The 21,885-nt window shown below is 54.8% G+C and carries 16 protein-coding genes and 3 pseudogenes; 11 read left to right on the forward strand and 8 right to left on the reverse strand.

All coding sequences use genetic code 11. The annotated features are described in order from the left end of the window. Positions 1 to 303 (forward strand): annotated as a pseudogene (locus tag B0O95_RS01755) (two-component system response regulator); the annotation flags it as partial. Here the strand turns inward: B0O95_RS01755 and B0O95_RS01760 are convergent. The 3 genes from B0O95_RS01760 to B0O95_RS01770 form a co-directional block, all read right to left on the reverse strand. Then, positions 272 to 1,051, reverse strand: a complete 780-nt coding sequence (locus B0O95_RS01760) for an SDR family oxidoreductase (RefSeq protein ID WP_104076363.1) — start codon at positions 1,049 to 1,051, stop codon at positions 272 to 274. The pseudogene B0O95_RS01755 and the gene B0O95_RS01760 overlap by 32 nt on opposite strands. Then, a complete protein-coding gene (locus B0O95_RS01765) occupies positions 1,048 to 2,760 on the reverse strand; it encodes an ATP-binding response regulator (protein WP_146063956.1) in 1,713 nt (570 codons plus the stop codon). The genes B0O95_RS01760 and B0O95_RS01765 overlap by 4 nt, the downstream gene beginning before the upstream one ends. Before the next feature lie 112 nt (positions 2,761 to 2,872). Beyond that, a complete protein-coding gene (locus B0O95_RS01770) occupies positions 2,873 to 3,373 on the reverse strand; it encodes a putative pterin-binding protein (protein ID WP_104076365.1) in 501 nt (166 codons plus the stop codon). Positions 3,374 to 3,869: 496 nt separating this feature from the next. Between B0O95_RS01770 and B0O95_RS16865 the strand changes: the two genes are divergently transcribed. The 4 genes from B0O95_RS16865 to B0O95_RS01785 all read left to right on the forward strand — a co-directional run bounded on the left by B0O95_RS16865 (position 3,870) and on the right by B0O95_RS01785 (position 12,072). After that, positions 3,870 to 3,995 carry a hypothetical protein gene (locus B0O95_RS16865; protein WP_255779195.1) on the forward strand — a complete coding sequence of 42 codons (126 nt, stop codon included), beginning with the start codon at positions 3,870 to 3,872 and terminating at the stop codon, positions 3,993 to 3,995. 149 nt (positions 3,996 to 4,144) lie between these two features. Further along, positions 4,145 to 4,408: a helix-turn-helix domain-containing protein gene (locus B0O95_RS01775; RefSeq protein WP_104076366.1), complete on the forward strand. Its 264-nt coding sequence runs from the start codon at positions 4,145 to 4,147 to the stop codon at positions 4,406 to 4,408. Between the two features lies 1 nt (position 4,409). Next, positions 4,410 to 5,759 carry a type II toxin-antitoxin system HipA family toxin gene (locus tag B0O95_RS01780; protein WP_104076367.1) on the forward strand — a complete coding sequence of 450 codons (1,350 nt, stop codon included), beginning with the start codon at positions 4,410 to 4,412 and terminating at the stop codon, positions 5,757 to 5,759. Between the two features lie 379 nt (positions 5,760 to 6,138). Continuing rightward, positions 6,139 to 12,072 (forward strand): DUF3320 domain-containing protein, encoded by a 5,934-nt coding sequence (locus tag B0O95_RS01785; RefSeq protein WP_104076368.1) that lies wholly within the window; start codon positions 6,139 to 6,141, stop codon positions 12,070 to 12,072. A gap of 340 nt (positions 12,073 to 12,412) precedes the next feature. On the opposite strand, the gene B0O95_RS01790 is transcribed toward B0O95_RS01785, so the two are convergent. From B0O95_RS01790 to B0O95_RS16265, 4 genes and pseudogenes are all read right to left on the reverse strand, one after another. Then, complete coding sequence (locus B0O95_RS01790) at positions 12,413 to 12,853, reverse strand: CesT family type III secretion system chaperone (protein WP_104076369.1); 441 nt, start codon at positions 12,851 to 12,853, stop codon at positions 12,413 to 12,415. 609 nt (positions 12,854 to 13,462) lie between these two features. After that, positions 13,463 to 15,001, reverse strand: a complete 1,539-nt coding sequence (locus B0O95_RS15275; RefSeq protein ID WP_146063957.1) for a hypothetical protein — start codon at positions 14,999 to 15,001, stop codon at positions 13,463 to 13,465. A gap of 244 nt (positions 15,002 to 15,245) precedes the next feature. Beyond that, positions 15,246 to 16,091: pseudogene (locus tag B0O95_RS01800) on the reverse strand (IS5 family transposase). Positions 16,092 to 16,758: 667 nt separating this feature from the next. Beyond that, a pseudogene (locus B0O95_RS16265) lies at positions 16,759 to 16,917 on the reverse strand (transposase); the annotation flags it as partial. Between the two features lie 180 nt (positions 16,918 to 17,097). Here B0O95_RS16265 and B0O95_RS16270 point away from each other — a divergent pair. The 3 genes from B0O95_RS16270 (at position 17,098) to B0O95_RS01815 (ending at position 18,677) form a co-directional block, all read left to right on the forward strand. Further along, positions 17,098 to 17,400: a PIN domain-containing protein gene (locus B0O95_RS16270; RefSeq protein WP_146063958.1), complete on the forward strand. Its 303-nt coding sequence runs from the start codon at positions 17,098 to 17,100 to the stop codon at positions 17,398 to 17,400. Positions 17,401 to 17,479: 79 nt separating this feature from the next. Then, complete coding sequence (locus tag B0O95_RS01810) at positions 17,480 to 17,896, forward strand: hypothetical protein (RefSeq protein ID WP_104076371.1); 417 nt, start codon at positions 17,480 to 17,482, stop codon at positions 17,894 to 17,896. Between the two features lie 307 nt (positions 17,897 to 18,203). After that, positions 18,204 to 18,677, forward strand: coding sequence for a transposase (locus B0O95_RS01815; protein WP_104076372.1), 474 nt, complete (start codon positions 18,204 to 18,206; stop codon positions 18,675 to 18,677). Positions 18,678 to 18,763: 86 nt separating this feature from the next. Here the strand turns inward: B0O95_RS01815 and B0O95_RS16000 are convergent, their stop codons facing one another. Continuing rightward, positions 18,764 to 19,081, reverse strand: a complete 318-nt coding sequence (locus B0O95_RS16000) for a hypothetical protein (RefSeq protein WP_199180407.1) — start codon at positions 19,079 to 19,081, stop codon at positions 18,764 to 18,766. Positions 19,082 to 19,227: 146 nt separating this feature from the next. On the opposite strand from B0O95_RS16000, the gene B0O95_RS01825 reads away from it, so the two are divergent. The 3 genes from B0O95_RS01825 (at position 19,228) to B0O95_RS01835 (ending at position 21,829) form a co-directional block, all read left to right on the forward strand. Then, on the forward strand, positions 19,228 to 19,587 hold the full coding sequence (locus B0O95_RS01825) for a DDE-type integrase/transposase/recombinase (RefSeq protein ID WP_104076373.1): 360 nt from the start codon (positions 19,228 to 19,230) through the stop codon (positions 19,585 to 19,587). Between the two features lie 523 nt (positions 19,588 to 20,110). Then, positions 20,111 to 20,560 carry a phage tail protein gene (locus B0O95_RS01830; protein WP_104076374.1) on the forward strand — a complete coding sequence of 150 codons (450 nt, stop codon included), beginning with the start codon at positions 20,111 to 20,113 and terminating at the stop codon, positions 20,558 to 20,560. A 54-nt stretch (positions 20,561 to 20,614) separates the two neighbouring features. Continuing rightward, positions 20,615 to 21,829, forward strand: a complete 1,215-nt coding sequence (locus B0O95_RS01835) for a phage tail sheath family protein (protein WP_104076375.1) — start codon at positions 20,615 to 20,617, stop codon at positions 21,827 to 21,829. Positions 21,830 to 21,885 lie beyond the last annotated feature (56 nt).

Consider the following 21,885-nt stretch of genomic DNA (forward strand, 5'->3'; position numbering starts at 1 on the left):
GCGCTTGGGGAGAATGTGTTTGACGGGTTTATAGTTGACTGGCTACTGGAGACGGGCACGGCCGAAGCGATTATCCAGTCGATCCGGCAGTCGCGTCACGGCGACGCGCCCATTTTGTTGCTCACTGGCAAGCTGGTGACAGGCGAGGCGAACGAGGATGAGGTGGCGCGGGTGATTCAGCAATACGACGTGAAACCCTTTGAAAAGCCGGCGCGACTGAACTGGGTGGCTGTGGAACTGGCGCGCCGGCTCAAGGCGGGGGGGCATCCGGCTAGGGCCGCGGGGCGCGATGCAGATAGATGACGTCCTGCTGTACGGGTATCAGGTTCTGGCCGCTATCGATGACGAAGTCGGTGCCGTTGTAGGCCGGAGAAGCCAGCAGCAGGACCGCCGCTGCGACATCGGCCGGGCCTGCTACCCTACCCAGCAAGTTGGATTGGTGGGCCGCGTAATGAAAGTCCGCATCGGTCTGGCTGTCGCTGGGCAACATCAGCCCGGGAAAAACCGCGTTAATGCGTAAGACCGGCGCGGCCGATATCGCAAGCATTTGTGTCAGGTTGCCCAGCGCTGTCTTTCCGACCGTATAAGTGAAGTGGTCGCGGTGGAAGTTACCTTTCACCTTCTGGTCCACAACATTGACCACTGCGCCGGTTACACCCGCGGCCCTCGCGCAGTCGTGGAAGGCCCGCGTCAGCAGGATCGGAGCCCTGCAGTTCACCGCCCATGCCTGATCCAGCGCCTGCACGGAGAAGTCGACGAAATCGTCTTGCCAGAAAACCGCCGCGTTGTTGACCAGTAGGTCCAACCGGCCGAAGTGCGCGAAGACATCCTGGATGAGCTGGTCGATCTGCGCGGCGTCCCGCAGGTCACCGCTGAAGGCAAGTGCGTCATACCCGGCATGCTGCAGCGCCAATGCGGCCGTTTCCGCCTCATCGCGCGATGTGTGCGCGTGTACGGCCACGCGATATCCATTCTTCGCGAGATGCTCCAGGATCTGTCTGCCGGCCCGCTTGGCCGAACCGGTCACCAGTGCTACCTTATCGACGCTCATGAAGACGCTCCATCCAGCAAGTTTTCGAATGCGGCGCGCAGCGCGTCAATCCGGACCGGTTTCATCAAAAGTTCGTCAAACATGGCCAATTGCGTTTCACTGAGTAGCTCCGGTGCCGATGCGCTTACGCCAATCAATTTCGAATGTGGTGCGCCGGTTTTCCGGATCCATCGCGCCAATGAAGCGCCATCTTCTCCCGGCATTTGCAGGTCAATGAGCGCGACATCCACTTCCCGCTGGCTAAGCATGACTCTGGCGTCCCATGCCGAGTCCACGGCGGTAACGGCCAGGCCCAAGCTGCGCATGAGCGCGACCAGCGCATCCCGCATCTGGGGCTGATCGTCCACCACCAGCGCCTGTTTGCCGCACAGCGGCGTGTCCGGCAGCGCGCTTCGGCTGTCGTCGTTGGGCTGCGCGCGACGTATCAACGAGTCGGTCGATTCGCGAAACGTGACTTCGAACGTCGATCCAACACCGAGCGTCGACGTAACGGTGATATGGCCGCCGAGCAGTCGCACCAGCCCGTCGACAATGGCCAGACCCATGCCGATGCCCGTGTGGCTTCGCGTGTTGCCGTCATCAAGCTGCACGAACGGCTCGAATAACTTTTCCTTGGCCTGCTCCGGGATGCCAATGCCGTGGTCGGTCACCGCGATCCGCGTGACGCATTCCGATGCAGCAATGTGCTGCGTCGCACGGATCAGCACGTCGCCTTGGGTCGAATACTTGATTGCGTTGTCGACCAGGTTGAGCAGGATCTGCCGTATCCGTTGCTGATCGGAGTGAATCAACCAGACGATGCCGCGCGTGTCGATTCGCACAGACAGCCGCTTGAGCGCAGCCATCGGCCGCATCTGTGTGGCGACCTGCTGCACGATATCGATCAGATCCACCGGCGCAATGCGCAACTTGAGCTTGCCCGCGTCAAGCCTTGCATAATCGGCCAGGTCTCGCAGTTGCGCGTCGATCTGTTCGGCCGCCTGCTCCATTCGCAACACAGCGCGCATACTTCTTGTCGACAGCTCGGCATCTGCGAGACTCGAAAGACCGGCCGATATTGTTTGTAGCGGCGTGCGGATCTCGTGCCCGATCGCCCCTAGAAACGCACTCTTAGCTTTTAATGACGCATTGGCTGCCGCCGTCGCGCTTTGCTCGGCGATTCTCCAGGTTCGCTCCCGCCAGGCGGCGCGCATGCCACGATATGTGGCGATGGTCAACGCGATCAATAGCGTGCTCGTCAACGAAGCTGCACTGATACAGCTCGCCCACAGCACTCGCCGTTTGTGTCGGAAGTCCTCCAGCGCAATGTCGCGACGTTTGTTTTCCGCTTCGCCGATGCCTTGCGCCAATCGAAGTGTTGACTCGTCCAGCGCGTGCAGGTGGCCGGCGATGACGCGCGCCGTCGACCTGTCGCCTGGCTGCAGATCGACGATGAGCGGATCGATCGTTTGCAGGCAATGGCGGATTGCCGCGATGGCCTGCACGTAGTCCGGCACGCTCAGCTGTACTTGGGTGGTATCCGACGGCTTCGAAATAAGCGAGAACTTTGACACCAGGATCTCATAGGAGCGCTGGATCTCATCCAGGTCCTGGCTGTCGCCGCTCGCATACCGCAAAAGCAGGTTTTCCAGGCGATCTGCATTGAACTTGAACTGAGCGGGTGCCCAGTAGTAGTTTTCCTGCGGACCGGCCAGCTTGTACACGGACATGGGTTCCGTGCTGGTCCATTGAAGTGCCGTATAGCCCCATGCCGCTATCACCAGCGCGAGCGCCACCCCCAACAAGGTGCCTGCCCGCGACCAACGAGGCCATTGACACGTATCATCTGACCTCAATCGACTTCACCTGCCACACGAACCGCCCGGCGACCTCTGAGCGATTCAACTCCTTTGGGAACCGGTCGCGGGGGTAGACAAGAAACAGCGGGCCGAAGTCCCTGAGCGTCAGCTGTTTGCCGTTGATCTGGTCGGCTAGAATCACGCCGTACCGGTGCGCGTCGCTGATCGGGACCGCATACGACACATAGCCATCGTGTGCTGTCACCCGGAGCGTCGTTCCCTTTGCGCCCACCTTCGATAGCACGTCGCTCAAAAGCACGCCGGAAAACTGCGACGAAGGCGTCCAGTTCGTGGCCGTGGTGAACTGGGTACGCGGCATCGACCGCCATTCCTGTTCCGTGAAACGGTACACGTGAGTACCTGGCACATTCGTGCGTTGGATATTGCCGGTGACGTCCAGTTGCATCGGCGTGGCCTGCGCGAGGCCGCCGAAGACGAACAGAACGAGCGCGAGGCCTCTCGCGAGCGTTGCAAGCTTGTTCATGCGGGTTCTCCTGACGAGCCGATTGGCTCAAGCGGTATCTCGGGATTCACATGCTAGACAAGCGGTTCAACTGGTAGCCACGGCGGCTGGCTGTGGAATGCGACATGCCAGCCGTCGCTCAGATGATTAAACGCGCTGGTGAATAGCCGACCGCGTTGACTGCAGTGCATATAGGGTATCGGCAGTGGGTTTGCTTGCTTGCTCGTCGTTGCGGGATCGACGCAGCTTTGCGAAAAATCAGCGTATCCGTCCAAACCAGCCGGTGCGCCGCACACCTTGCAGTGACAAACGGCCACATCGCTATCGCTATCAGATAGGCGGATCCTCGGTGCAGCCATTCATAAATAGACAGATTTGTCTGGACGAGGTTGGAAACTAAGCCAGCATATCGTCGGTGCCCGTGTGTCGCAACGCTTGCGTCCGACCTTTTTATAAAAAGACGGAATGCTTGCTTTTTATGACGAGGTGGTGGGTTGAGTGATGCGGTGGTTAGCCCATGCTGCACCCGCTTTTTTGCGTATTGGTCGTGACTGGCGTACCGGTGAAGCGTTTAGCCAAGCATTCGCGTATTGCCAATGTGCTGCTGGGGGCGTTGCGCGCGGTATCGGTGGCGCAAAGCTGAGTAATTGCGAATCTGACGCGCCGTCAGCGTGCTGAAGGGCTCAATTTTATCTGAAATTCAGATATTTTAGATTATCCGTTTTCCGGATATATTGCAAATATCCCGATTGCAGCTAAAATTAAAATAGCTGATTTTCGGGTACAAATCCTATGTCCCACACCTCGCCGTTCCAACCGCTTGTGACTGCTTTGCAGCTAGGTCAACTGCTGAAGGCGGCTCGCAAGCGTAGCAAGCTGACACAGGCCGAGGTGGCGGCCCGATTGGGGCTGAGCCAGAACCGCGTTTCCTATCTGGAACAACATCCGGACCAACTGAGTTTCAAGCAGTTGCTGGGCTGGTGCACGGCCGTCGGCCTGGAACTGCGGCTGGGCGAGCGCGAGCGCCTCGAATCGACCAACAAGACGCAGTGGTGAGATGGGGCGGCGCTCGCACAGTCAAACCCTGACGCTTTGGGCCAACGGCGACTACGTGGGCCGCTGGACTATCACGGCCCGCGGCGACATGGAGCTGCAATACGACGGGGGCTGGCTCGCCTCTGCGCATGGACGGCCAATATCTTTGTCGCTGCCCTTTAACCTCAACAACGAGCCGTTGAAAGGCGAGCGCGTTGCCCATTACTTCGAAGGCCTGCTGCCTGACAGCGATGCCATCCGCAAGCGCGTTGCAGCCCGCTTCAAGACGGGGTCTACCGAAGCCTTCAACCTGTTGGCCGCCATCGGACGCGATTGCGTAGGCGCACTACAACTCCTGCCGGAAGGCGAGACACCTTCTGGTGTTGACCGTATCGACGGCGTTGTCGTGGACGACGAAGCCATCGAACGCCATCTGCTCGAACTCGTAACCCCGGACCGCTTCGCCGGTGCGAGGGACCCTGACGACGACTTCCGGTTCTCGCTAGCCGGCGCTCAGGAGAAGGATGCTTTCCTGTGGTGGGGTGACAAGTGGATGAAGCCACGCGGCGCAACGCCCACCACGCACATCTTTAAGCTGCCGCTTGGCCTGGTCGGTGGTCGGCAGGCCGACTTCAGCACCTCCGTGGACAACGAGTGGCTGTGCCTTCGCTTGTTCAAGGCGTATGGCCTATCCACGGCAAAAGCTCACATCGCCACGTTCGGCAAGCGGCGGGTACTCGTTGTCGAGCGATTCGACCGCGTGGTGTCGTCCGACGGCACGCGGTTGTTCCGGCTCATACAGGAAGATTTTTGCCAAGCCACTGGAACATCGCCGCTCGTAAAGTACGAGAACGAAGGCGGGCCAGGCCTCAAGCAACTGTTCCCCCTCGTGCAGCAGTCGCTGGATGCCGAGCGTGACCTGCGCGCCCTCATGGCTTCGCAAATCCTGTTCTGGATGCTGCGCGCGCCGGACGGGCATGCCAAGAACTTCAGCATCCAACTACAGGCCGGGACAGCTGGACGGTTCCGGCTCACGCCGATGTATGACGTGATGTCTGCGTATCCGGTCATCGGCGAAGGACCGAACCAATGGGCCGAGCAGGACCTTAAGCTTGCTATGGCGCTGCTGAGCAAGAACCGGCACTATCGTATGCACGCCATCCAGCGCCGGCACTTCAATAGCACGGCCCAAAAGCTCGGCTATGGAGGAAACGCCGAGCCATTGCTTCAGGAACTGGTCGCTCGGACGCCAGAGGTGGTCGCGCAGGTGCAAGCGGAGCTGCCGCAAGGCTTTTCGCAGCAGGTGGCCGACAAGGTGCTGGGCGGGCTATTGGATGCCGCCCGGGCGCTCGAAGGGATGCCGCCAGTGTGACGCCCGCGGCAGTCGTAGCAACGGGTAAGGACAGGCGACAACCACGCGAATTACCTTGTCGTGAAAGCGCCTCACGCCACCGGCCGCACTTCTGCCGCGAGACGAAAGAAGCGATGCCGCCAACGCTGGTCTCAGCACTTGCAAGCCCGCCGGAACAATGATGCGAAACTGACTATGATCGCCATGTTCATCCGTACGGTGACGCATGTCGCTTCCAGGTTGCCGCTCTTGATCAAGGGGGCAAATTTCCGCGCACCCGGCATCGGCGAGGAAAGAATAAAATCTTTGCGAAAGACTCGCAGGCAATCGCGCAATCAAGGTTCAATCTAGCGCCCGCAATAATGAGAACTCGGTTGAACACAGTAGGGGGAACGGGGTGATGACGCAGGAACAGGCAGACAACGCTAAGGATCTGATGACCGACACCGACGTGAAGCTACCTGACGTTCAAATTATTGCCGACCTGACGATAGGGTATGCGGCGATTCAGAATCATGTTCCGGTCATCCGTGAAATTCGGGTCACAAATGAGGGTGAAACAACGCTCTCTGATATTGAACTCATCGTCAAATGTGTGCCGGCTTTTGCCGAAAGTGCCCGTTTCCGTTTCGAGGCATTGATGCCTGGAGAGCGCCGTCGCCTTGCACCGGTCGACCTACGCCCTGATCATCAGTATTTCAGCCAGCTCGACGAATCTGAGCGAGCGGTCATCACAGCAACGCTGCATGCTCGGGAAACGGCACTCGTAACGGCAACGCACAACATTGATGTGCTCGCCTACGACCAGTGGGCCGGCATACGGTCGCTACCCGAACTGCTTGCCGCGTTTTGCATGCCGAACTCGCGGGTCGTAGACAAGCTTCTCGCTCGAGCATCCGGGTTGTTGCGCCAGACGTCGGCCGACCTGTCCATGGACGGATACCAGTCCAAGAATCGTGAGAAGGTCTGGAAACAGGTGTCGGCTATCTACAGCACGATAGTTGCTGAGGATATCCAATATTCCAACCCGCCGGCGTCGTTCGGCAATGACGGTCAGAAAATCCGGACGCCGGAACGCATTCTGGATGGCAAGCTCGCGACGTGCCTAGACCTCGCCATGCTGTTTGCGTCTTGCTTGGAGCAGGCGGGCCTGCATCCCGTTGTGCTGTTCAAGGAAGGTCACGCCTGGGTCGGTGTCTGGCTGATAGAGACCAGTTTCCCGACCGCATTGGTAGACGACGTTCAGGCTGTTCGCAAGCGGGTGAAATCCGGCGAGTTTATGGTTTTTGAGACCACCAGCGTAGCGGGCGGACATAAACCGTCCCTTCGCTGGGCCTGCGCTCGTGGTCAGGAACACCTGAACGACGAGGACGAGTTCGCGTATGCAGTAGATATTCGGCGCGCACGTGAAGTCCAGCTTCGTCCCCTGCCATCACGCTCGTCGCAGGTCGATGCGTCTGCTGTCCCGAGTGCCAAGGCCGAAACGCCCATCATCGAGGACGTGCCGCAATTGCCGCCGCTGGACCCGGTCGTCATTCCACTGCGCGATAATGTTACATCCGACACACCCGAAGGCCGACTGGCGAAATGGAAGAGCAAGCTGCTCGACCTGACGCTCCGAAACAAGCTTCTGAATTTCAAGCCGACCAAGTCGACGCTGCGCGTCATCTGCCCTAACCTGGGTGCGCTAGAAGACCGGCTGGCAGGCGGAAACGAATTCCGCGTTCGTGCGAAACCGAAGATGATGTCCGGTTCGGATGGTCGCGATGCCGATGTGTACACCGGACGGAACGGTACGGCTGCAATGGATGACCTAGCGACCGACGCGCTTGGTCGAAACGAAATCATCACAGACATCGACGAGGAAGCGCTGGAAAGCAGGCTTCTCGAGATATTTCGAACGGCCAGCACGGGCATGGAAGAAGGCGGGGCCAATACGCTGTTTCTGGCTTTTGGAATGTTGGAGTGGCAAGAGAGCCAGGATGCCGAATCCAGCCACTTAGCTCCTATTTTGCTCATCCCGGTCACGTTGTTCCGCCAATCCGTCCGGAGTGGTTTCCGCCTGGCCCGTCACGACGACGACGCGCTCGTGAATCCGACGCTGCTACAAAAGTTGCAGCAAGATTTCAGCCTGAGGCTGCCGTCGTTCGACGTTTTGCTGACTGATGATCGTGGTATCGACGTCAACCGGATTCTGCAGATCTTCCGGCTGCATGTGGGCGAAATGAAGGGATGGGAGGTCAAGGAGCAGGTGCATCTGGGTATCTTCTCGTTCACGAAGTATCTGATGTGGAAGGACCTCCAGGACCGCCAGAAGCAGCTTCAAGAAAACAGCGTTGTCGCTCATTTAATTAACAATCCCGACAAGGCATTTGCTGACAGCGCGACTGGATTCGAGCCCAGTACCCTAGATGAGAAGTTCCGACCTCAAGACCTATTTACGCCGTTGCTATCGGATTCGTCGCAGTTGCGTGCTGTTTGCGTCGCTGCCGAAGGCAAGAATCTTGTCATCGAAGGTCCGCCAGGTACGGGTAAGAGCCAGACCATCTCGAACCTGATTGCGCACTTGTTGGCTACGGGGAAGACCGTGCTGTTTGTCTCGGAGAAGATGGCCGCGCTGGAGGTAGTACATCGTCGGCTCAGCAGCCTCGGTTTGGGGCCATTTTGTCTTGAGCTGCATTCGTCCAAGGCTAAAAAAGGGGATGTTCTGAAGCAGCTTGGCGTTGCGCTTGATGCTGCCAGCACACGTACGGTGAAGGATTGGGAGCGGGAGTCAGAACGGCTTCTAACGCTTCGTGCAGACCTCAATGGTGTCGCGCGTGCACTACATCACATCCATCCGAACGACCTGACCATTTATGAGGCCATCGGAACCAGCCTGCAGTATGCGCAGTGGCGGCCTGGCGCAATGCCGTGGGCGGATGCAGATGTACATGATCGTGCCCGGCTCGAGGCACTGCGTGAGAGCTGTCGCCAGATGGGCGCTCTGGCTGGCCAGCTGACCGGTTTGCAGAATCATCCTCTGGCAGCCGTCCACAAAACCGAATGGATGGTGTCCTGGCAGCAAGAGTTTCTCGACGCGGTTTCGGCGTTTGAAGCCCAAATCAAGAAGCTGGATAAGGCTGCATCGAACCTACTGGATCAATTAGGCCTTCCTAAATTTGCTTTTTCCCTGAATGGGCTGGCCCAATTGGATGTACTGGCCGACGTGCTCTCTGCCGCGCCCACCGTTCCTATCGAGGTTGCCCGGTCGGCGCATGACGAATCCACGCGCAACCGACTTGCCAACCTGCGGCGCCATGGCCTCGCGCGCAATCAGGCATGGGAGCCGCTGAGCAAACACTACGTGGAAGACGTTGCCACCCTAAATGCGTCGGAGCTGAAACTGCAGTGGGCGGCGACGACCCATACCTGGTGGCCGAAGCGTCTATTTGCCCGGCGTGCGGTTACCGGACGATTGCGACTGTATCGACAGGACCAGCGTCGCCCACCAGGTGGCGATGTTCCGTCCATCATTACGGCATTGACCGCCGTCAATGCCGAGGACAAGATCATCGAGTCTATGTCTCATGACGCGTCGCAATTGCTGCATGAAACGTTCGCTGCGTCGAAGACGGACTGGAACGCCGTCGAGTCGGCCGAGCGGTGGGCGACGTCATTTGCGGACGCGGTAGCGGCAATCGCGGACAACGACATCGAGTTGGCCCAGACGCTCCGCGCAAAGCTGCAGCCGTTTGTTTCCGATAACCGGGGCATGCTGAAGGCAGGCACGCCTCTTGGCTCCAGTTTGTTGGCGTACCGCGATTGCTATCGGGACGTCATGACTAAACTCCGCCAGGTCATTGAGCTTGGACACTGTCAGGCTGACCTCGGACTCGACCCAACTGCCGCCAGCGTGATTCCTCGGCTGTTGAACTTGCTTCAAGGTTGGCAATCTGCTTCGCGGCAGCTGCAGCCGTGGTGCCTGTGGCGGAAATCCCGCGCCAATGCAATCAGCAGCGGGTTGCAGGGTATTGTGGATGCACTGGAGGCTGGCGAGGTGCCATTGTCCGCTGTGGCGACGTTCTTCGAATACAGCTACCAGAGCTGGTGGCTGCGCAAGGCGATTGACCGGGAGCCGGTGCTCCGCAACTTCTCGAGTGCCGAGCATAACCGCAAGATTGCTGAGTTCAACGAGGCCGACGAGCGGTTTCAGAAGCTGACCCAGCAATATATTGCGGCCAAACTTGCGGGCCAGATTCCGGCGAGCCTCGAGGTTGTGCCCGGTGCTGATTCTGAACTGGGGAAGCTACGGCGCGAATTGCAGAAGCAGCGCAAGCACATGCCGATTCGGCAGCTGGTGCAAAACCTGCCGAGTCTGATGACCCGGCTGAAGCCATGTCTGCTGATGTCACCCTTGTCAGTCGCCCAGTATCTGGACGCTTCGCACGCTCAGTTTGATGTAGTCATCTTCGACGAAGCATCTCAGATTCCGGTGTGGGACGCCGTCGGTGCAATTGCGCGCGGCAAGCAGCTTGTCTGCGTTGGCGACCCGAAGCAACTGCCGCCGACCAGCTTCTTCTGCCGGTCAGATGGCTCAGAAGATGGGGCGGATAGCGACGATATTCAGGACCTTGAGAGCATCTTGGACGAGTGTCTCAGTATCGGCCTGCCTGAGCTGCGGTTGAAATGGCACTACCGAAGCAAGCATGAAGGGCTGATTACCTTCAGCAATGTCACGTACTACAACAACGAATTGGTCACGTTCCCGTCGCCGATGACAAATGACCAGAGCGTGCGCTTTGAACGCGTACTGGGTGTCTACGACCGCGGTGGCTCGCGAACCAATCGGGCGGAAGCCGATGCCATCGTCAAGGCAATTGAGCGGCACTATCTGGACTCGGCGAAGCGGCATCTGACGCTTGGTGTAGTGACCTTCAATCAGGCACAGCAAAGCCTGATTGAGCGGATGCTGGAGGAACGCCGTCGAGCGTCTCAGCAACTAGACCAGGCTATTGCGCAGACGGCGGCGCAGGAGCCGCTGTTCATCAAGAACCTGGAAAACGTCCAAGGTGATGAGCGGGACATCATCTTTTTCTCCATTACCTATGGCCCCGATGCATCGGGTAAGGTCAGCCTCAACTTTGGGCCGTTGAACCTAGAGGGCGGCCATCGGCGTCTCAACGTGGCCGTATCACGTGCTCGTGTCGGCGTCGTGATTTTTAGCACGCTGCTTCCCGAGCAGATTGACCTGTCGCGCGTCCGGGCTGCCGGCGTACGAGACCTGAAGAACTACCTGGAGTTCGCCATTCGAGGCCCACGCGCCCTGGTGGAGAAAAATATGCCGACTGGACGGGAGCCCGATAGCCCGTTCGAGCAGCAGGTGATTTCCGCACTTCGTGAGAAAGGTTGGACAGTCCATCCGCAGGTCGGCGTGTCCGGATACCGGGTTGATATTGGTGTGGTCGATCCGCGTGCGCCGGGACGCTATCTGCTGGGCGTCGAGTGCGATGGCGCCATGTATCACTCCGGCGCAACTGCGCGCGACCGTGACCGGCTCCGCCAGCATGTCCTTGAAGGGCTGGGTTGGGAACTGTATCGTATATGGTCCACGGACTGGTGGTTGAATCCGCAAGAGCCGATACGAAAGCTTGTGGCCCGACTGGAAGAGTTGGTAGCGACGGTGCCGACCGAGAACGAACCGCCTGTTGAGCTGCCGGAAGAGGAGAAGTATGAAGAAGCGCCGCATGCTTTGTATGCCCGGGCCGGATCGGTCGTCGAGTCGATTGCGCCTGCTACTCAGTTGCCCGAATACGAACTGACCCGCTTGGACAGAGGCAACCCCCACCTCTTCTACGAGAGCCGCTCAATGCCGACTTTGGCCGGGCAGTTACTCAAGGTAATCGAAACGGAAGGACCGGTATCGCAGGCGATAGTGTTCAAGCGTGTGACGCGGGCTTGGGGGTTGTCTAGGGTTGGTAGCCGCATCGAAGCTTATTTGATTGCAATGGTGCCCAAGCAGGTGATCCGTACGACGGACAACGACATCACTTTTTATTGGCCAGGGCAGGCTAACCCAAGCACCTGGGAAGGTATCCGGGTACCAGGAGGCGACCCCGAAACGCGTCGCAGTATCGACGAGATTAGCCTCGAAGAATTGGGTAATGCGGCTATGTATATCTTGATGCAACAAGGCGGTACGTCGCAAGAGGGATTGGTAAAGGCGGTTTGCCGACTACTCGGTGTGACTAGAACAACTGCCGAGGCCGGCATACGGATTTCTCGGGCGCTGACCCACGGACGAGTCCAGGCAACAGTGGCTATGGAGGGCGGTTCTGTTCGGTTGCGGAACTGAGTTAGCGTAGGGTAGGCGTTGTTTCAGGGCCGCGTTGATGGTCAGAATTGGGTCCACTCGCCGAATAGGCTGCTGGTTACTGGGTCGAGGAATGGCCGCGCTTACCGACGGTGATAAGCAGCGCGTCCAGCGCTTTGTTCAACGACTGCCGAGCGAAATCCGCACATCGCAGCGCTCCTCAAGCCCTACAGTAACGGCGTCGTTGAGGGCCATGTTAATCGGCTCAAGTTCCTCAAGTGCCCAATGTATGGCCGCGCCGGCTTCCAGCTGCTTCGTATTCACAGTCTTATGCCTACCCGCTATTGTAAGTGGCAGAGTGTGTCCGGACTTTAAAAGGACGTCAAAGTTGCCGGATTTGTCGAAACCGTTGAGCGAGGCGCTGGCGTTCTTCGATAAATTTTTCGATTGCTTGCTCAAGCGCATCGGGCTTAAGTGTCTCGACAGGCAAACCGAGATGATAGACGAATGCGTCCATCGGCTCAGAAACTGAAATCACACCGCCACGCGTGCCTACTTCCAAACAATTCAAACGCAACATATCGGCAAGAACTTGCCCATCTTGAGCATCATTCAACGGCGCGAAGGGTGCGTATATATACAGTTTGTTTGATTCAGCATTGAACCTTAGGTACAAACGCTCCCCCCACGCTAGCTCGATCCCTGCCTCGTCATTGGCATCCAGTGTCAAGCCGGCGATGCGGTGACGTTGACCAATTGCTTCAAGACACCTGCGCACGCGTTCTTTAGCTTGAAAGTGCACGACTGCAAAAAAATGATTCATAGTATTCTTACTGCCAATAGATGCAATAGCACATGACCGCTCAAAGAGTGAAGTGCTGTTTTGAAGATCTAAAAAAACTTTTTTCTGGGCATTTGGCCATAATTTGCAAAAATTCTATCAAGACAGAAGGTTTATGTTGGAAGGTTTGCTTTGTATTAAATATTTTCTGGAAAAATTAATTTGCGGCATGTAAGCGTTAATTCCATTTTCGTGGATTAATCGGTGGCCGTGCGCATGATTTCTGTGCCGCTCAGAATAGCAAAGCGGAAAATGTGTGAATTTTATTGATGTCCGGCTGCGCTGATTAATGGCTGACATTTTTAATAAAATATTGCTATAATATTTTATTAAAAATAACACTCAGATAGTTTGCGGCATCAATGTCGATGTGCATTCTCTCGGTTGCCCACTTGCACCCGTGCGGCTTCATTTGTTTATGCATTTTATCCTATAATTCATTCCATGTTAAATATAAGTTTTTGTATTTCCTGTCGCAGTCGAAATATTTTATCAAGGTTAATGCGGTTGGGGTATTTCTCTATAATTCAAAAAATGTTTTTGTTGGATTATACGCGCTGAAAATACAACTAAATTTAGTCAAATCATTGTTCATTCCGAATAATAGCGAGAGCGCCCAGAAACGCGGAGGCGCCCGGGTTGTTGAAGAGCCGATAGTGGTGAACCAATTGGGTCGGACACCGTTGAAACTGCTGATGGAGCTTTGATTGAAGTCGCTCCTTCAAGGGGGCTCTTGGTCCAAGTATTAAAAATTGTATTAGATTGATTGTCGGAAGATTTTTGTTTATGATAATCTAATATAATGCGTTCTATAACACATGCTGCGACGTTGTGTGATTCCGGGCTTGGGTGTTGCTCAATATATCCTTTACGTTCAAAATATTTCATGAGTTCATTTAAACTCATGGTTTCCCCATCAAATTCAACTTGGGTATCCTTTTCCGCTTCAAAAAGCTTCTTAAGGGTTTCGGGGCGCATTTTTTTCCAATAGTGATTGAGTTCATCCTCCTGGCCCTTGAGTTCCTTCTTCACAATTTTTCCTTCCATTAAGGCGATATTTTTGACAATAGGTCGACCGTATTTTTGTTTAAATTTTTGGATTAAGCCTTGCTGTATTCCCATAAGCATGTCTTCTCCGCCTGCAACCATATACGCAGCATAGATTCCATCTTCCCCTTTTTTGCGAAATGGAGATTTTATAGAAACGTATTGTTGTGCTGGCGATAGAACTCGCTGCTCGTTTGCGGTTTTTGGTTTTTTGGGGGAATATTCACCCTTTTCGAATCCAAAGTGTTTCGGAGGATCTTCGCGTGTAGGATAACCAACTCCAAGTCCGATGATAGATTTTTGAGTATTTCTATGTTTATTGTTCAATTGAGTTTTTATGCCAGGATTGGTGTGTCTAGTATTTTCGGTTAGAGCAACGTCCTGATCCATCATTATAATTTGCTGAGGACGATATGGTAGTGTATCTGCAAACGCCAAGGCTGCAGCGCGCGCAGCGCCGAAACCGGTCAAGCTACCGCCGTACCACCCGACAAGGCGCAAATTTTTATATTGCTCCATCATTTCGTTAAGAGCAGCCTCATAGCATTTGAATTCTGTCTCATGAACAAGCAAATAAATTGATTCATCTCGCATATATTTTGGATGCCATGCGAGGCTGCCGCCTGTTTTGCTTTTAAGGTCGCCTGCAATTTTATTTGCGCTCCCGCCGCTTATAACAATAATTGGCACTTCATTTGACTGCAGATCATGTTCTTGCCATTTATGTTCTTGTGTGCCCTCTCTTTTCCTGAATGAGAACCAGCCAACTGAATCACCTTGATAAGCAAGTTCCTTACATGTAGCAATTCTTTTTTCTAACACTTCTTTCATGTATTCAAAATTTTTGTTTTCATCATATAATACTTTGATGGGGGCATATTTGCATTTTGGTCGTGTTTTTTCATTGGTCCAGGCATCGTTTAAATCTATTTTAATTGCAGGTTTCCCTGTGGACGCAGTGCCAGAATTATTTTCTATATCAGGAGCGCTACGATCCCCAGTAGCTTTAATTGTAAAGGTGCAAGTTTTTGAATTTTTTAATGGGCTCTGACGAACTTCCGAAACAGAAGCTTGTTCTTTCAACGGCCTGGGCAGCCTAGAAGAATTTGTAGAACTATTCTTTGGTTTTCTTTGTTTATACATAATTTTCCTTCTATTTTTATTAATTAAAATGTTGGGGTATAACTATCAATTCTTGAAAAGCAAATTCCTTTTTTATTGGCGTATTTTTCTGCGCAATGCATATAGCATTTGGGCTGTCAATCAATGGCTAAATCTTCAATATAGAATAATTTTGGTGATCTCTATTTGTTTTGGCGGCGATCGGCTAGATTATGTCTGATAAACTGAAAATATCGGGAGCGTGTGATGCAATTTGCAAGATAGGCGCGGCATGAACGAGCATGAGCATGGCAAAGACGACGAAATGCAAGCCGACGAGCGTTTCAGGCAAACGCTCGTCGTCGCGAGCGAGCCTTCGAAAGCGATTGAGCCATCCGAAACTGCGCTCGACGAGCCATCAGTGCGGCAGCAGGATAAAGCCCTTCTTTGCCTCTGGCCGTTTGATAACCTGCAATTCGATGCCTTCATCTTGCGCGGCTTGTGCAGGCTCTTCTCCTATATAACCTTGGTCGGCAAAGGCAAGCTTCGTGCTCTACCCGCTCACAAGTTGCCCCGCTTGTGCCAACTCCGGAACCTGCACGCGCTCTTGCTCGTTGGCCGGCGTGACATGAACCGCCAGCCAATGCCCGAGCGTATCGACGGCCATATGCACCTTGCTTGCCCGTTTGCGCTTATCGCCGTCGTAGCCTGCGCGTGGGCCACTCTCGTAGCTCGACTGCAACGTACGCCCGTTCAGAACCACCGCACTGGTCTGAGCTTGCCGACCCTGGCAACACGCAGCACCGAACGCAAATCCTGAACCATCGCTTCGAAGCAGCCCGCTCGCAGTCAGCGCTGAGTTTGCTGATACACCACGCCTCCCATGGCGGAAAGTTCGCCGGCAGCATGCGCCACGCAGCGCCTGCACGAGCCAGCCAACGCAGCGCGTTGCACAACTCGCGCAATTCATACCATCTTGCGGTGCGTCTGGCTCCATCAACGTTAAATACGGCGCCGCGAAGCTCCATTCTTCGTCCGTCACGCCGCTCGGATAGGGTCTGCGTTTCTCCATCTCGATTCGACCCTGAGCCTCGATGAAATTGCATAACACGCTCTAAATCCGCAAGAGCCTGGCTTGCCACCCGTTATGGCATACGGTGTCAGCAATGATGAAGAGCGCAATATGCGCGTTCCATGCGTCCCAGTGGGCAACCTGCCAGAAGGTTGTAAATTGCCAGAGCCTTCTATACGATGGGAGCGACGTAGATGGGACCGCAGTGAGCTATATCCAAAAGGAAGCTCACCGACCAACACATAGAAGTTCTGTCGCATTAATGTGGCGATGCAGCCAGTTGCCGGGACAAGTCGATCAGGGACCCCGCGAGAATCGTCATGCGTGGCATGGGGCCCTCCGGCTCACCGGGCCGCGGCGCGTCCGCCGACCGGGACAGTGCGATAGCACATATACGCATAGAGCATGCTCTTGGGAATGTGCAGACGTTGTGCAATCTGTTCAACGCTGAGCTGCCCCTCGCGGTACAAGGTCTCGGCGGCATATGCTGTCATGCAGCAGCCCGCGCGCTTTGGAATGCAGTCACCTCCCACAGGCAACCGTTACTCTTCGCCAACGTCTGGTGTACCCGGTGTCGCGACGTAACGACGATCGGCGATTTTAGTGGTCGGACTGAACGCGGGGATTTCGTGCTGCAAGGGCGCTGCAAAATCTGCGGCGGTGAAGTCGCACGCTCCTGCAACTGCCCCTTCCATTCCGTGACCTGATTCGGGTGCACATTGAATGGGTGCGCCAATCCTGCCGGCGCTTGTTCACCCTTGACCGCTGCCATTGCCAGCTTTGCCTTGACCGCCGATGAGTGCTTCCGTCTCGTTCCCTTCGTTATTTCCTGGGATCCTTTGCCTGCATTATCGCCGGCTTAGGGCCCGGACATTTCACTTATCAGGATGTCCGATTGCTCGGCCACCTCTGCTAACTTGGAACTCAAAACGTCACACGGTATGTGAGAGCCAGCTTTTGAAAAGCGTTGACTGGGCGAGTTAGGATGGACTAGTATGGATTTAAAGTGTGCTATGCACTTTCAGCAAGACTCGACGCAGACGATGTTTTGTCAGCAGCGCGAGTATTCGCGGCCAATCTGGGCAAGCTTGATGCTAACGTGAGTCCGCTCGTGTCAGAAATTGAGGCTGGCGGCTTTTCAGAACTGTCGGTACGGGTAGCTTACGCTGCAATGGCTCGCCATTTACCGGCTATCCATCATGACCTGTTCGATTGGCTTCTTGTTGCGCAGGCGTTGTTTGAACCGTTGCACCTATTGATATCCGATGGCCATTTACCAAAATACGCTGATCTTGTGATTTTACTATAGGGAAAAGGATCCATTTTAGATTTCGCGGGACTTGGTAATGGAGCGGTCGATTTTTAGCTGAAGGCAATGGAGATCATCGATGGGCAAGTTGATCGTCGTGACGGGTGCCATGCTGGTTTTTCCGGCTCAGATTCAGGATGTACTATTCGTGCCCCCGATTCCTCCACGGCCCCTGTCGGGAAGCGGCCTTGCCAAAGTGAAGGGGCGGCCAGTTTGTCAGCTTGGCGATGAAAAGAAAATCATCGTGACAACTAGCTATCAGACGGCATCGGCCTCCATTCCAGGCGTCGCTATTCTGACGGTCACGCAGGCCGAAACCGCCAAGCGAACAAAGAGCCCGCTGCCTGTCATTATCGCGCCCAGCTGGGACATATTATGTACCATCACGGTTCCGGCACAAATACCGGGTACGCCCCCTGTTCCACAACCTCATCCACCCGTTTCAGGCAAGGCTACCGTGATGGCCAATCCCAATATCAATGTGATAGCGAACTAGGGCATAGGTTGCTCATCTATCTAAAAAACACTTCATTCCCACACCATTTTCTCCTTAAGCATCATGAAGACTTTATTTGAATCACAGCAAGTATTCATTCGGGTTTGTAACATGCGCTAAACAGCTGGCACAATCACATGCATTCCCTTAATAATTATTATGGGAAAAATAAGACCTTGGTGTAGTATGATTTTTTCTATAAAAATGAATCGATCTTTATTTTGATAGCGGGCAGCATACGATAGGATATGCGATTGTGTGCCGCAATTCATTTTCTCATGCTGTTCAACGATAGGAATAACATGACGTGAGGAACCATAAGCTCAATGCGACTGAAATCATAGCGGTGTTACAAGCACTTCGTGAGGGTGAGACGGTGCCTCAAATTTGTTGCCGATGGGGTATCAGTGCAACGACGCTTTATCAATTAAAAAGAAGTTATGACGGTCTGAGTGAGCCTGTATTTGAACGTATCACCGCACTGATGCGGGAAAACGCACGGTTGCGCCAGCGTGTGAAATCGCTTGAACGCGATAGTGAAGTGCTGAGCGAGGCGCTTCGAGCGCAGAGTCTCAGCACACACAAGCGTCGCAGGTTAATCGATCACTTAAGGCAGCATTTCACCGTGAGTCTGGCGCGTGTGTGCCGCTTAGTGGGGATGTCGCGCACCCTTTATTACTATGAACGTGGCGAACTAGGAGGAGAACAAGATGGCCCGGGCTTTGACCGAAGATCGGTAAAATCGCCCAGAAGTGGCCTTACTAAATCGGACAGACTCTGAGGAGATGAGCAAGAAGACAAGAAAGATTCCTAAGAAACGCCTTGCGCAGGTTGCAATGAGAAGCCGAATTCCGCCGCTCGCCGATGTCATTGTTTGATGACTCGCTCCCTGCAGCGCCGTTCGTAACGGTCTGCCCCGGGGGCCGCGTACGTATTGGACTTGCCCACAGTGACGGCAGTCAGCCGCAGCAGTGCGGCCACGCGGTTAGTTGTCTTGCGCGTATGTGACAACAATACCTTGCCGCCGCTGATCTTGCAGCCCGGCGACAATGTTAGTTTGTTGTTTCGTGCGGCTGCGCTTCTCGGACAAAGGCTTCTGCGGTATTGGCTTATTGGCAGCCAGGACATCCGGATCACGCTCTCCTGGCTAACAAGAATCTGTTGCGTCGCATCGACAAGCTGCATCTGACGTTTACATTTGCTGGGGCGTGGATGCTTGCGTGTCTGCTGCGCCGGGAAGGCCATTAAATTGGCCGGTGACGCGTGCGCACGCTAATGAAACGGATGAGCGTAGAAGCGTTGTACTACCGCCGAGCACGAGCCGGTGCAGCATGCAGCACAAGGTCTGGCCGTATCTGCTATGGAGCGTGAAGATCGAGCGAGCCAACCAGTTGTGGGCGCTGGACACAACCTATGTTCCTATGGTGCGTGGCTTCGTGTATCTGACTGCGGTGGTGGACTGGGTTAGCCGCAAGGTACTCGCGCACCGGGTTGCCATCACGCTGGAAGCAACGCACGCTGTCGAAGCGCTCGAGGAAGCGTTCGCGCGCTACGGCAGCCCAAAACCGCGAGCACAAACCAAGGCAATCAGTTCACAGCGAACGCGTTCATTGAGGCCGTGCCGTGCTGAGCCGGAGCATTCGAGTGTTAATAATGGGCAAAAGAAGCTGGCGCGACAATGTATTTGTTGAACGAATGTGGCGGAAAATCACTAAAATTGTCCGAATAAATGAGGGCAACTCTGTCATCTATTACAAGAATAGATTGTACTAAACTATTTTTCACACTGAACTAAACTTTTAGCCACGGCGATACACTGCCGACTGCGAACGGAGCATCACTCGGGCGGTGCTGGCACAGGAACCGAGTCAAAGGTGAAGGTCCAGCGCGAATCGGGTGAATTGTCAAAATCACGAAGCATAAAAAGGACACGAAGATGGCAACACTGAGTTGGCCTTTATCGCTTGTTCAGCTGCGGGCGGGTGTCGATATTCGAAGCGTTGAAGCTCGACTTGCTTAGCTGGTCAGTCCATTCGCTCAATGAAGCGACGTATTACCGCCGATGAGTTGGTCGCGTCTATCAGCGGATCAAGATATCGCTGAGCGGCACGGTAAACGTCGTGTCCACTGTACGCAATACGTGCCAGTCAAACGGCACGGGCTCGTGATGCAATCGGGACGCAAGGTTTCCTAATACACAATAAAGGAGAAGCTATGGCAACCACGGCAGATCAAATCGCAACAACTTACCCGATTCCGGTTTACCGGTTCAAAGTGACGATGGGCAAAGACGAGATGGCATTTAGCAATGTCTCGGGGTTGGATTTGGGATTTGAGACGATTACCTATAAGGATGGAGCGGGACATGTGTACCGGATGCCCGGGCAGCCCAGTGAGTTAAACATCACATTGCGTCGGGGCGTGATTAAGGGTAAAAACGAGCTGTATGACTGGATTAGCAAGATATCGAAGAACCTGATCGACAAACGGGACCTCTCAATTAGTCTAACCGACGAGGCGGGCACCGCGTTGCTGGTGACGTGGAATGTGACGGATGCATTCCCAAGCAAATTGTCGGGGCCGAGCTTTGATGCGACAAGCAATGAGGTGTCGATCGAGGAGTTGACGCTCGTAGCCGATCGATTGACGATAACATTCCACTGAAAGTGCGATCAGCGGCGCATGCCGCCAGTGCCCTATCCCGATTGAGGTAAGAACATGGCTTACGATTGGCCGGGTGTCTATGTCGAAGAAGATAAAGGTCTGTCCTTGGCGATTACCAGCGGGGCGACCGCGGTGCCGGTGATTGCGTACGACCCTGACGGTTCAACTAATAAAGATAAAGATAAGGCGGTTAATAAAGACCTAATCTCGGCGCCGGCCCGTATCGATTCGTGGATGGCGTTCATGAATTTACCCGGTGTTCAGACCGTGGCAAAGGCTGAGACAGAAAAGCCCCCTAAGAAGCGTCTGCTTGATTGCCCGCTTTATATTGCGTTAAAAACCTATTTCGACAATGGTGGTGGCTATTGCTATGTGTGTCCGACGAACGGAAAAGGTGATCCTGCTGATACGTTAATTAAGACCGTACCCGAGCTGGATGACGTGACGTTAATTGTTCAAGCGGGGGTGCCCAAGTTGGCGGAAGCGGTTTTTACGTCAGGTACAGGTTTATGTGCAGAAGGCAAATCGCGCTTTGCAATTCTGGATGGCCCCCTAGCGGTGCTTAAAGGGGACGCTACGGACATGGACACATATCCTAATACGTCATATGCTGCTGCGTACTATCCTCCTTTGAGGGCAGAGTGGGCAACGTACGTCAAGGAGGATAAAGGGGCGAAGGTGTCGGTAACACTGGATATCCCGGTGAGCGCAGCAGTTGCCGGCGCATACTGTTCTGTTGACCGTGACCGGGGCGTGTGGAAGGCGCCAGCCAATGTTCAGTTACAAGGCAAGGTCGTGCCTAAGTTTGTCGTATCCGATGCAGTCCAGGGAATCTACAATCAGTATCCCAAACCCCTGAACATCATTCGCTGCTTTCAGGCAGGCGTGCCATTGGTGTGGGGTGCACGCACGCTGGCAGACGACAGCGAGAAGGAGCGTTGGCGATACGTGCCGGTGCGGCGGCTATTCGGTGCGGCGGAAAAAGATATCAAACGGGCGATGGCGTTTGCGGTGTTCGAACCGAATAGCCAGCCGACGTGGGAGAAGGTGCGGGCGGCAATCGATGCATATCTATATGGTATCTGGAAGGCGGGCGGGCTCATGGGCACGAAGCCGGAGGAAGCGTACTTTGTGCGGTTAGGGCTGGGGGTGACGATGACGCAGGACGACATCGATGAAGGCAAAATGATTGTCCAAGTTGGCATGGCGCCCGTGTTTCCTGCGGAGTTCATTATTTTGCGCTTCACTCAGGACATGGACACCGCGTAATGCGGATGGGTGGTCGAGCGGATAGGATGCACTGGAAAATTAAGAAATGTATAAAT

It is taken from the genome of Mycetohabitans endofungorum (assembly GCF_002927045.1).
Lineage (GTDB): Bacteria > Pseudomonadota > Gammaproteobacteria > Burkholderiales > Burkholderiaceae > Mycetohabitans > Mycetohabitans endofungorum.

Excerpts from the sequence above, each read along its gene's own strand:
- B0O95_RS01760 (WP_104076363.1), bottom strand. The coding sequence starts at position 1,051 with ATGAGCGTCGATAAGGTAGCACTGGTGACCGGTTCGGCCAAGCGGGCC.
- B0O95_RS01765 (WP_146063956.1), bottom strand. The coding sequence starts at position 2,760 with ATGTCCGTGTACAAGCTGGCCGGTCCGCAGGAAAACTACTACTGGGCA.
- B0O95_RS01770 (WP_104076365.1), bottom strand. The coding sequence starts at position 3,373 with ATGAACAAGCTTGCAACGCTCGCGAGAGGCCTCGCGCTCGTTCTGTTC.
- B0O95_RS16865 (WP_255779195.1), top strand. The coding sequence starts at position 3,870 with ATGCTGCACCCGCTTTTTTGCGTATTGGTCGTGACTGGCGTACCGGTG.
- B0O95_RS01775 (WP_104076366.1), top strand. The coding sequence starts at position 4,145 with ATGTCCCACACCTCGCCGTTCCAACCGCTTGTGACTGCTTTGCAGCTA.
- B0O95_RS01780 (WP_104076367.1), top strand. The coding sequence starts at position 4,410 with ATGGGGCGGCGCTCGCACAGTCAAACCCTGACGCTTTGGGCCAACGGC.
- B0O95_RS01785 (WP_104076368.1), top strand. The coding sequence starts at position 6,139 with ATGACGCAGGAACAGGCAGACAACGCTAAGGATCTGATGACCGACACC.
- B0O95_RS01790 (WP_104076369.1), bottom strand. The coding sequence starts at position 12,853 with ATGAATCATTTTTTTGCAGTCGTGCACTTTCAAGCTAAAGAACGCGTG.
- B0O95_RS01810 (WP_104076371.1), top strand. The coding sequence starts at position 17,480 with ATGGGCAAGTTGATCGTCGTGACGGGTGCCATGCTGGTTTTTCCGGCT.
- B0O95_RS16000 (WP_199180407.1), bottom strand. The coding sequence starts at position 19,081 with ATGCAGCTTGTCGATGCGACGCAACAGATTCTTGTTAGCCAGGAGAGC.
- B0O95_RS01825 (WP_104076373.1), top strand. The coding sequence starts at position 19,228 with ATGCAGCACAAGGTCTGGCCGTATCTGCTATGGAGCGTGAAGATCGAG.
- B0O95_RS01830 (WP_104076374.1), top strand. The coding sequence starts at position 20,111 with ATGGCAACCACGGCAGATCAAATCGCAACAACTTACCCGATTCCGGTT.
- B0O95_RS01835 (WP_104076375.1), top strand. The coding sequence starts at position 20,615 with ATGGCTTACGATTGGCCGGGTGTCTATGTCGAAGAAGATAAAGGTCTG.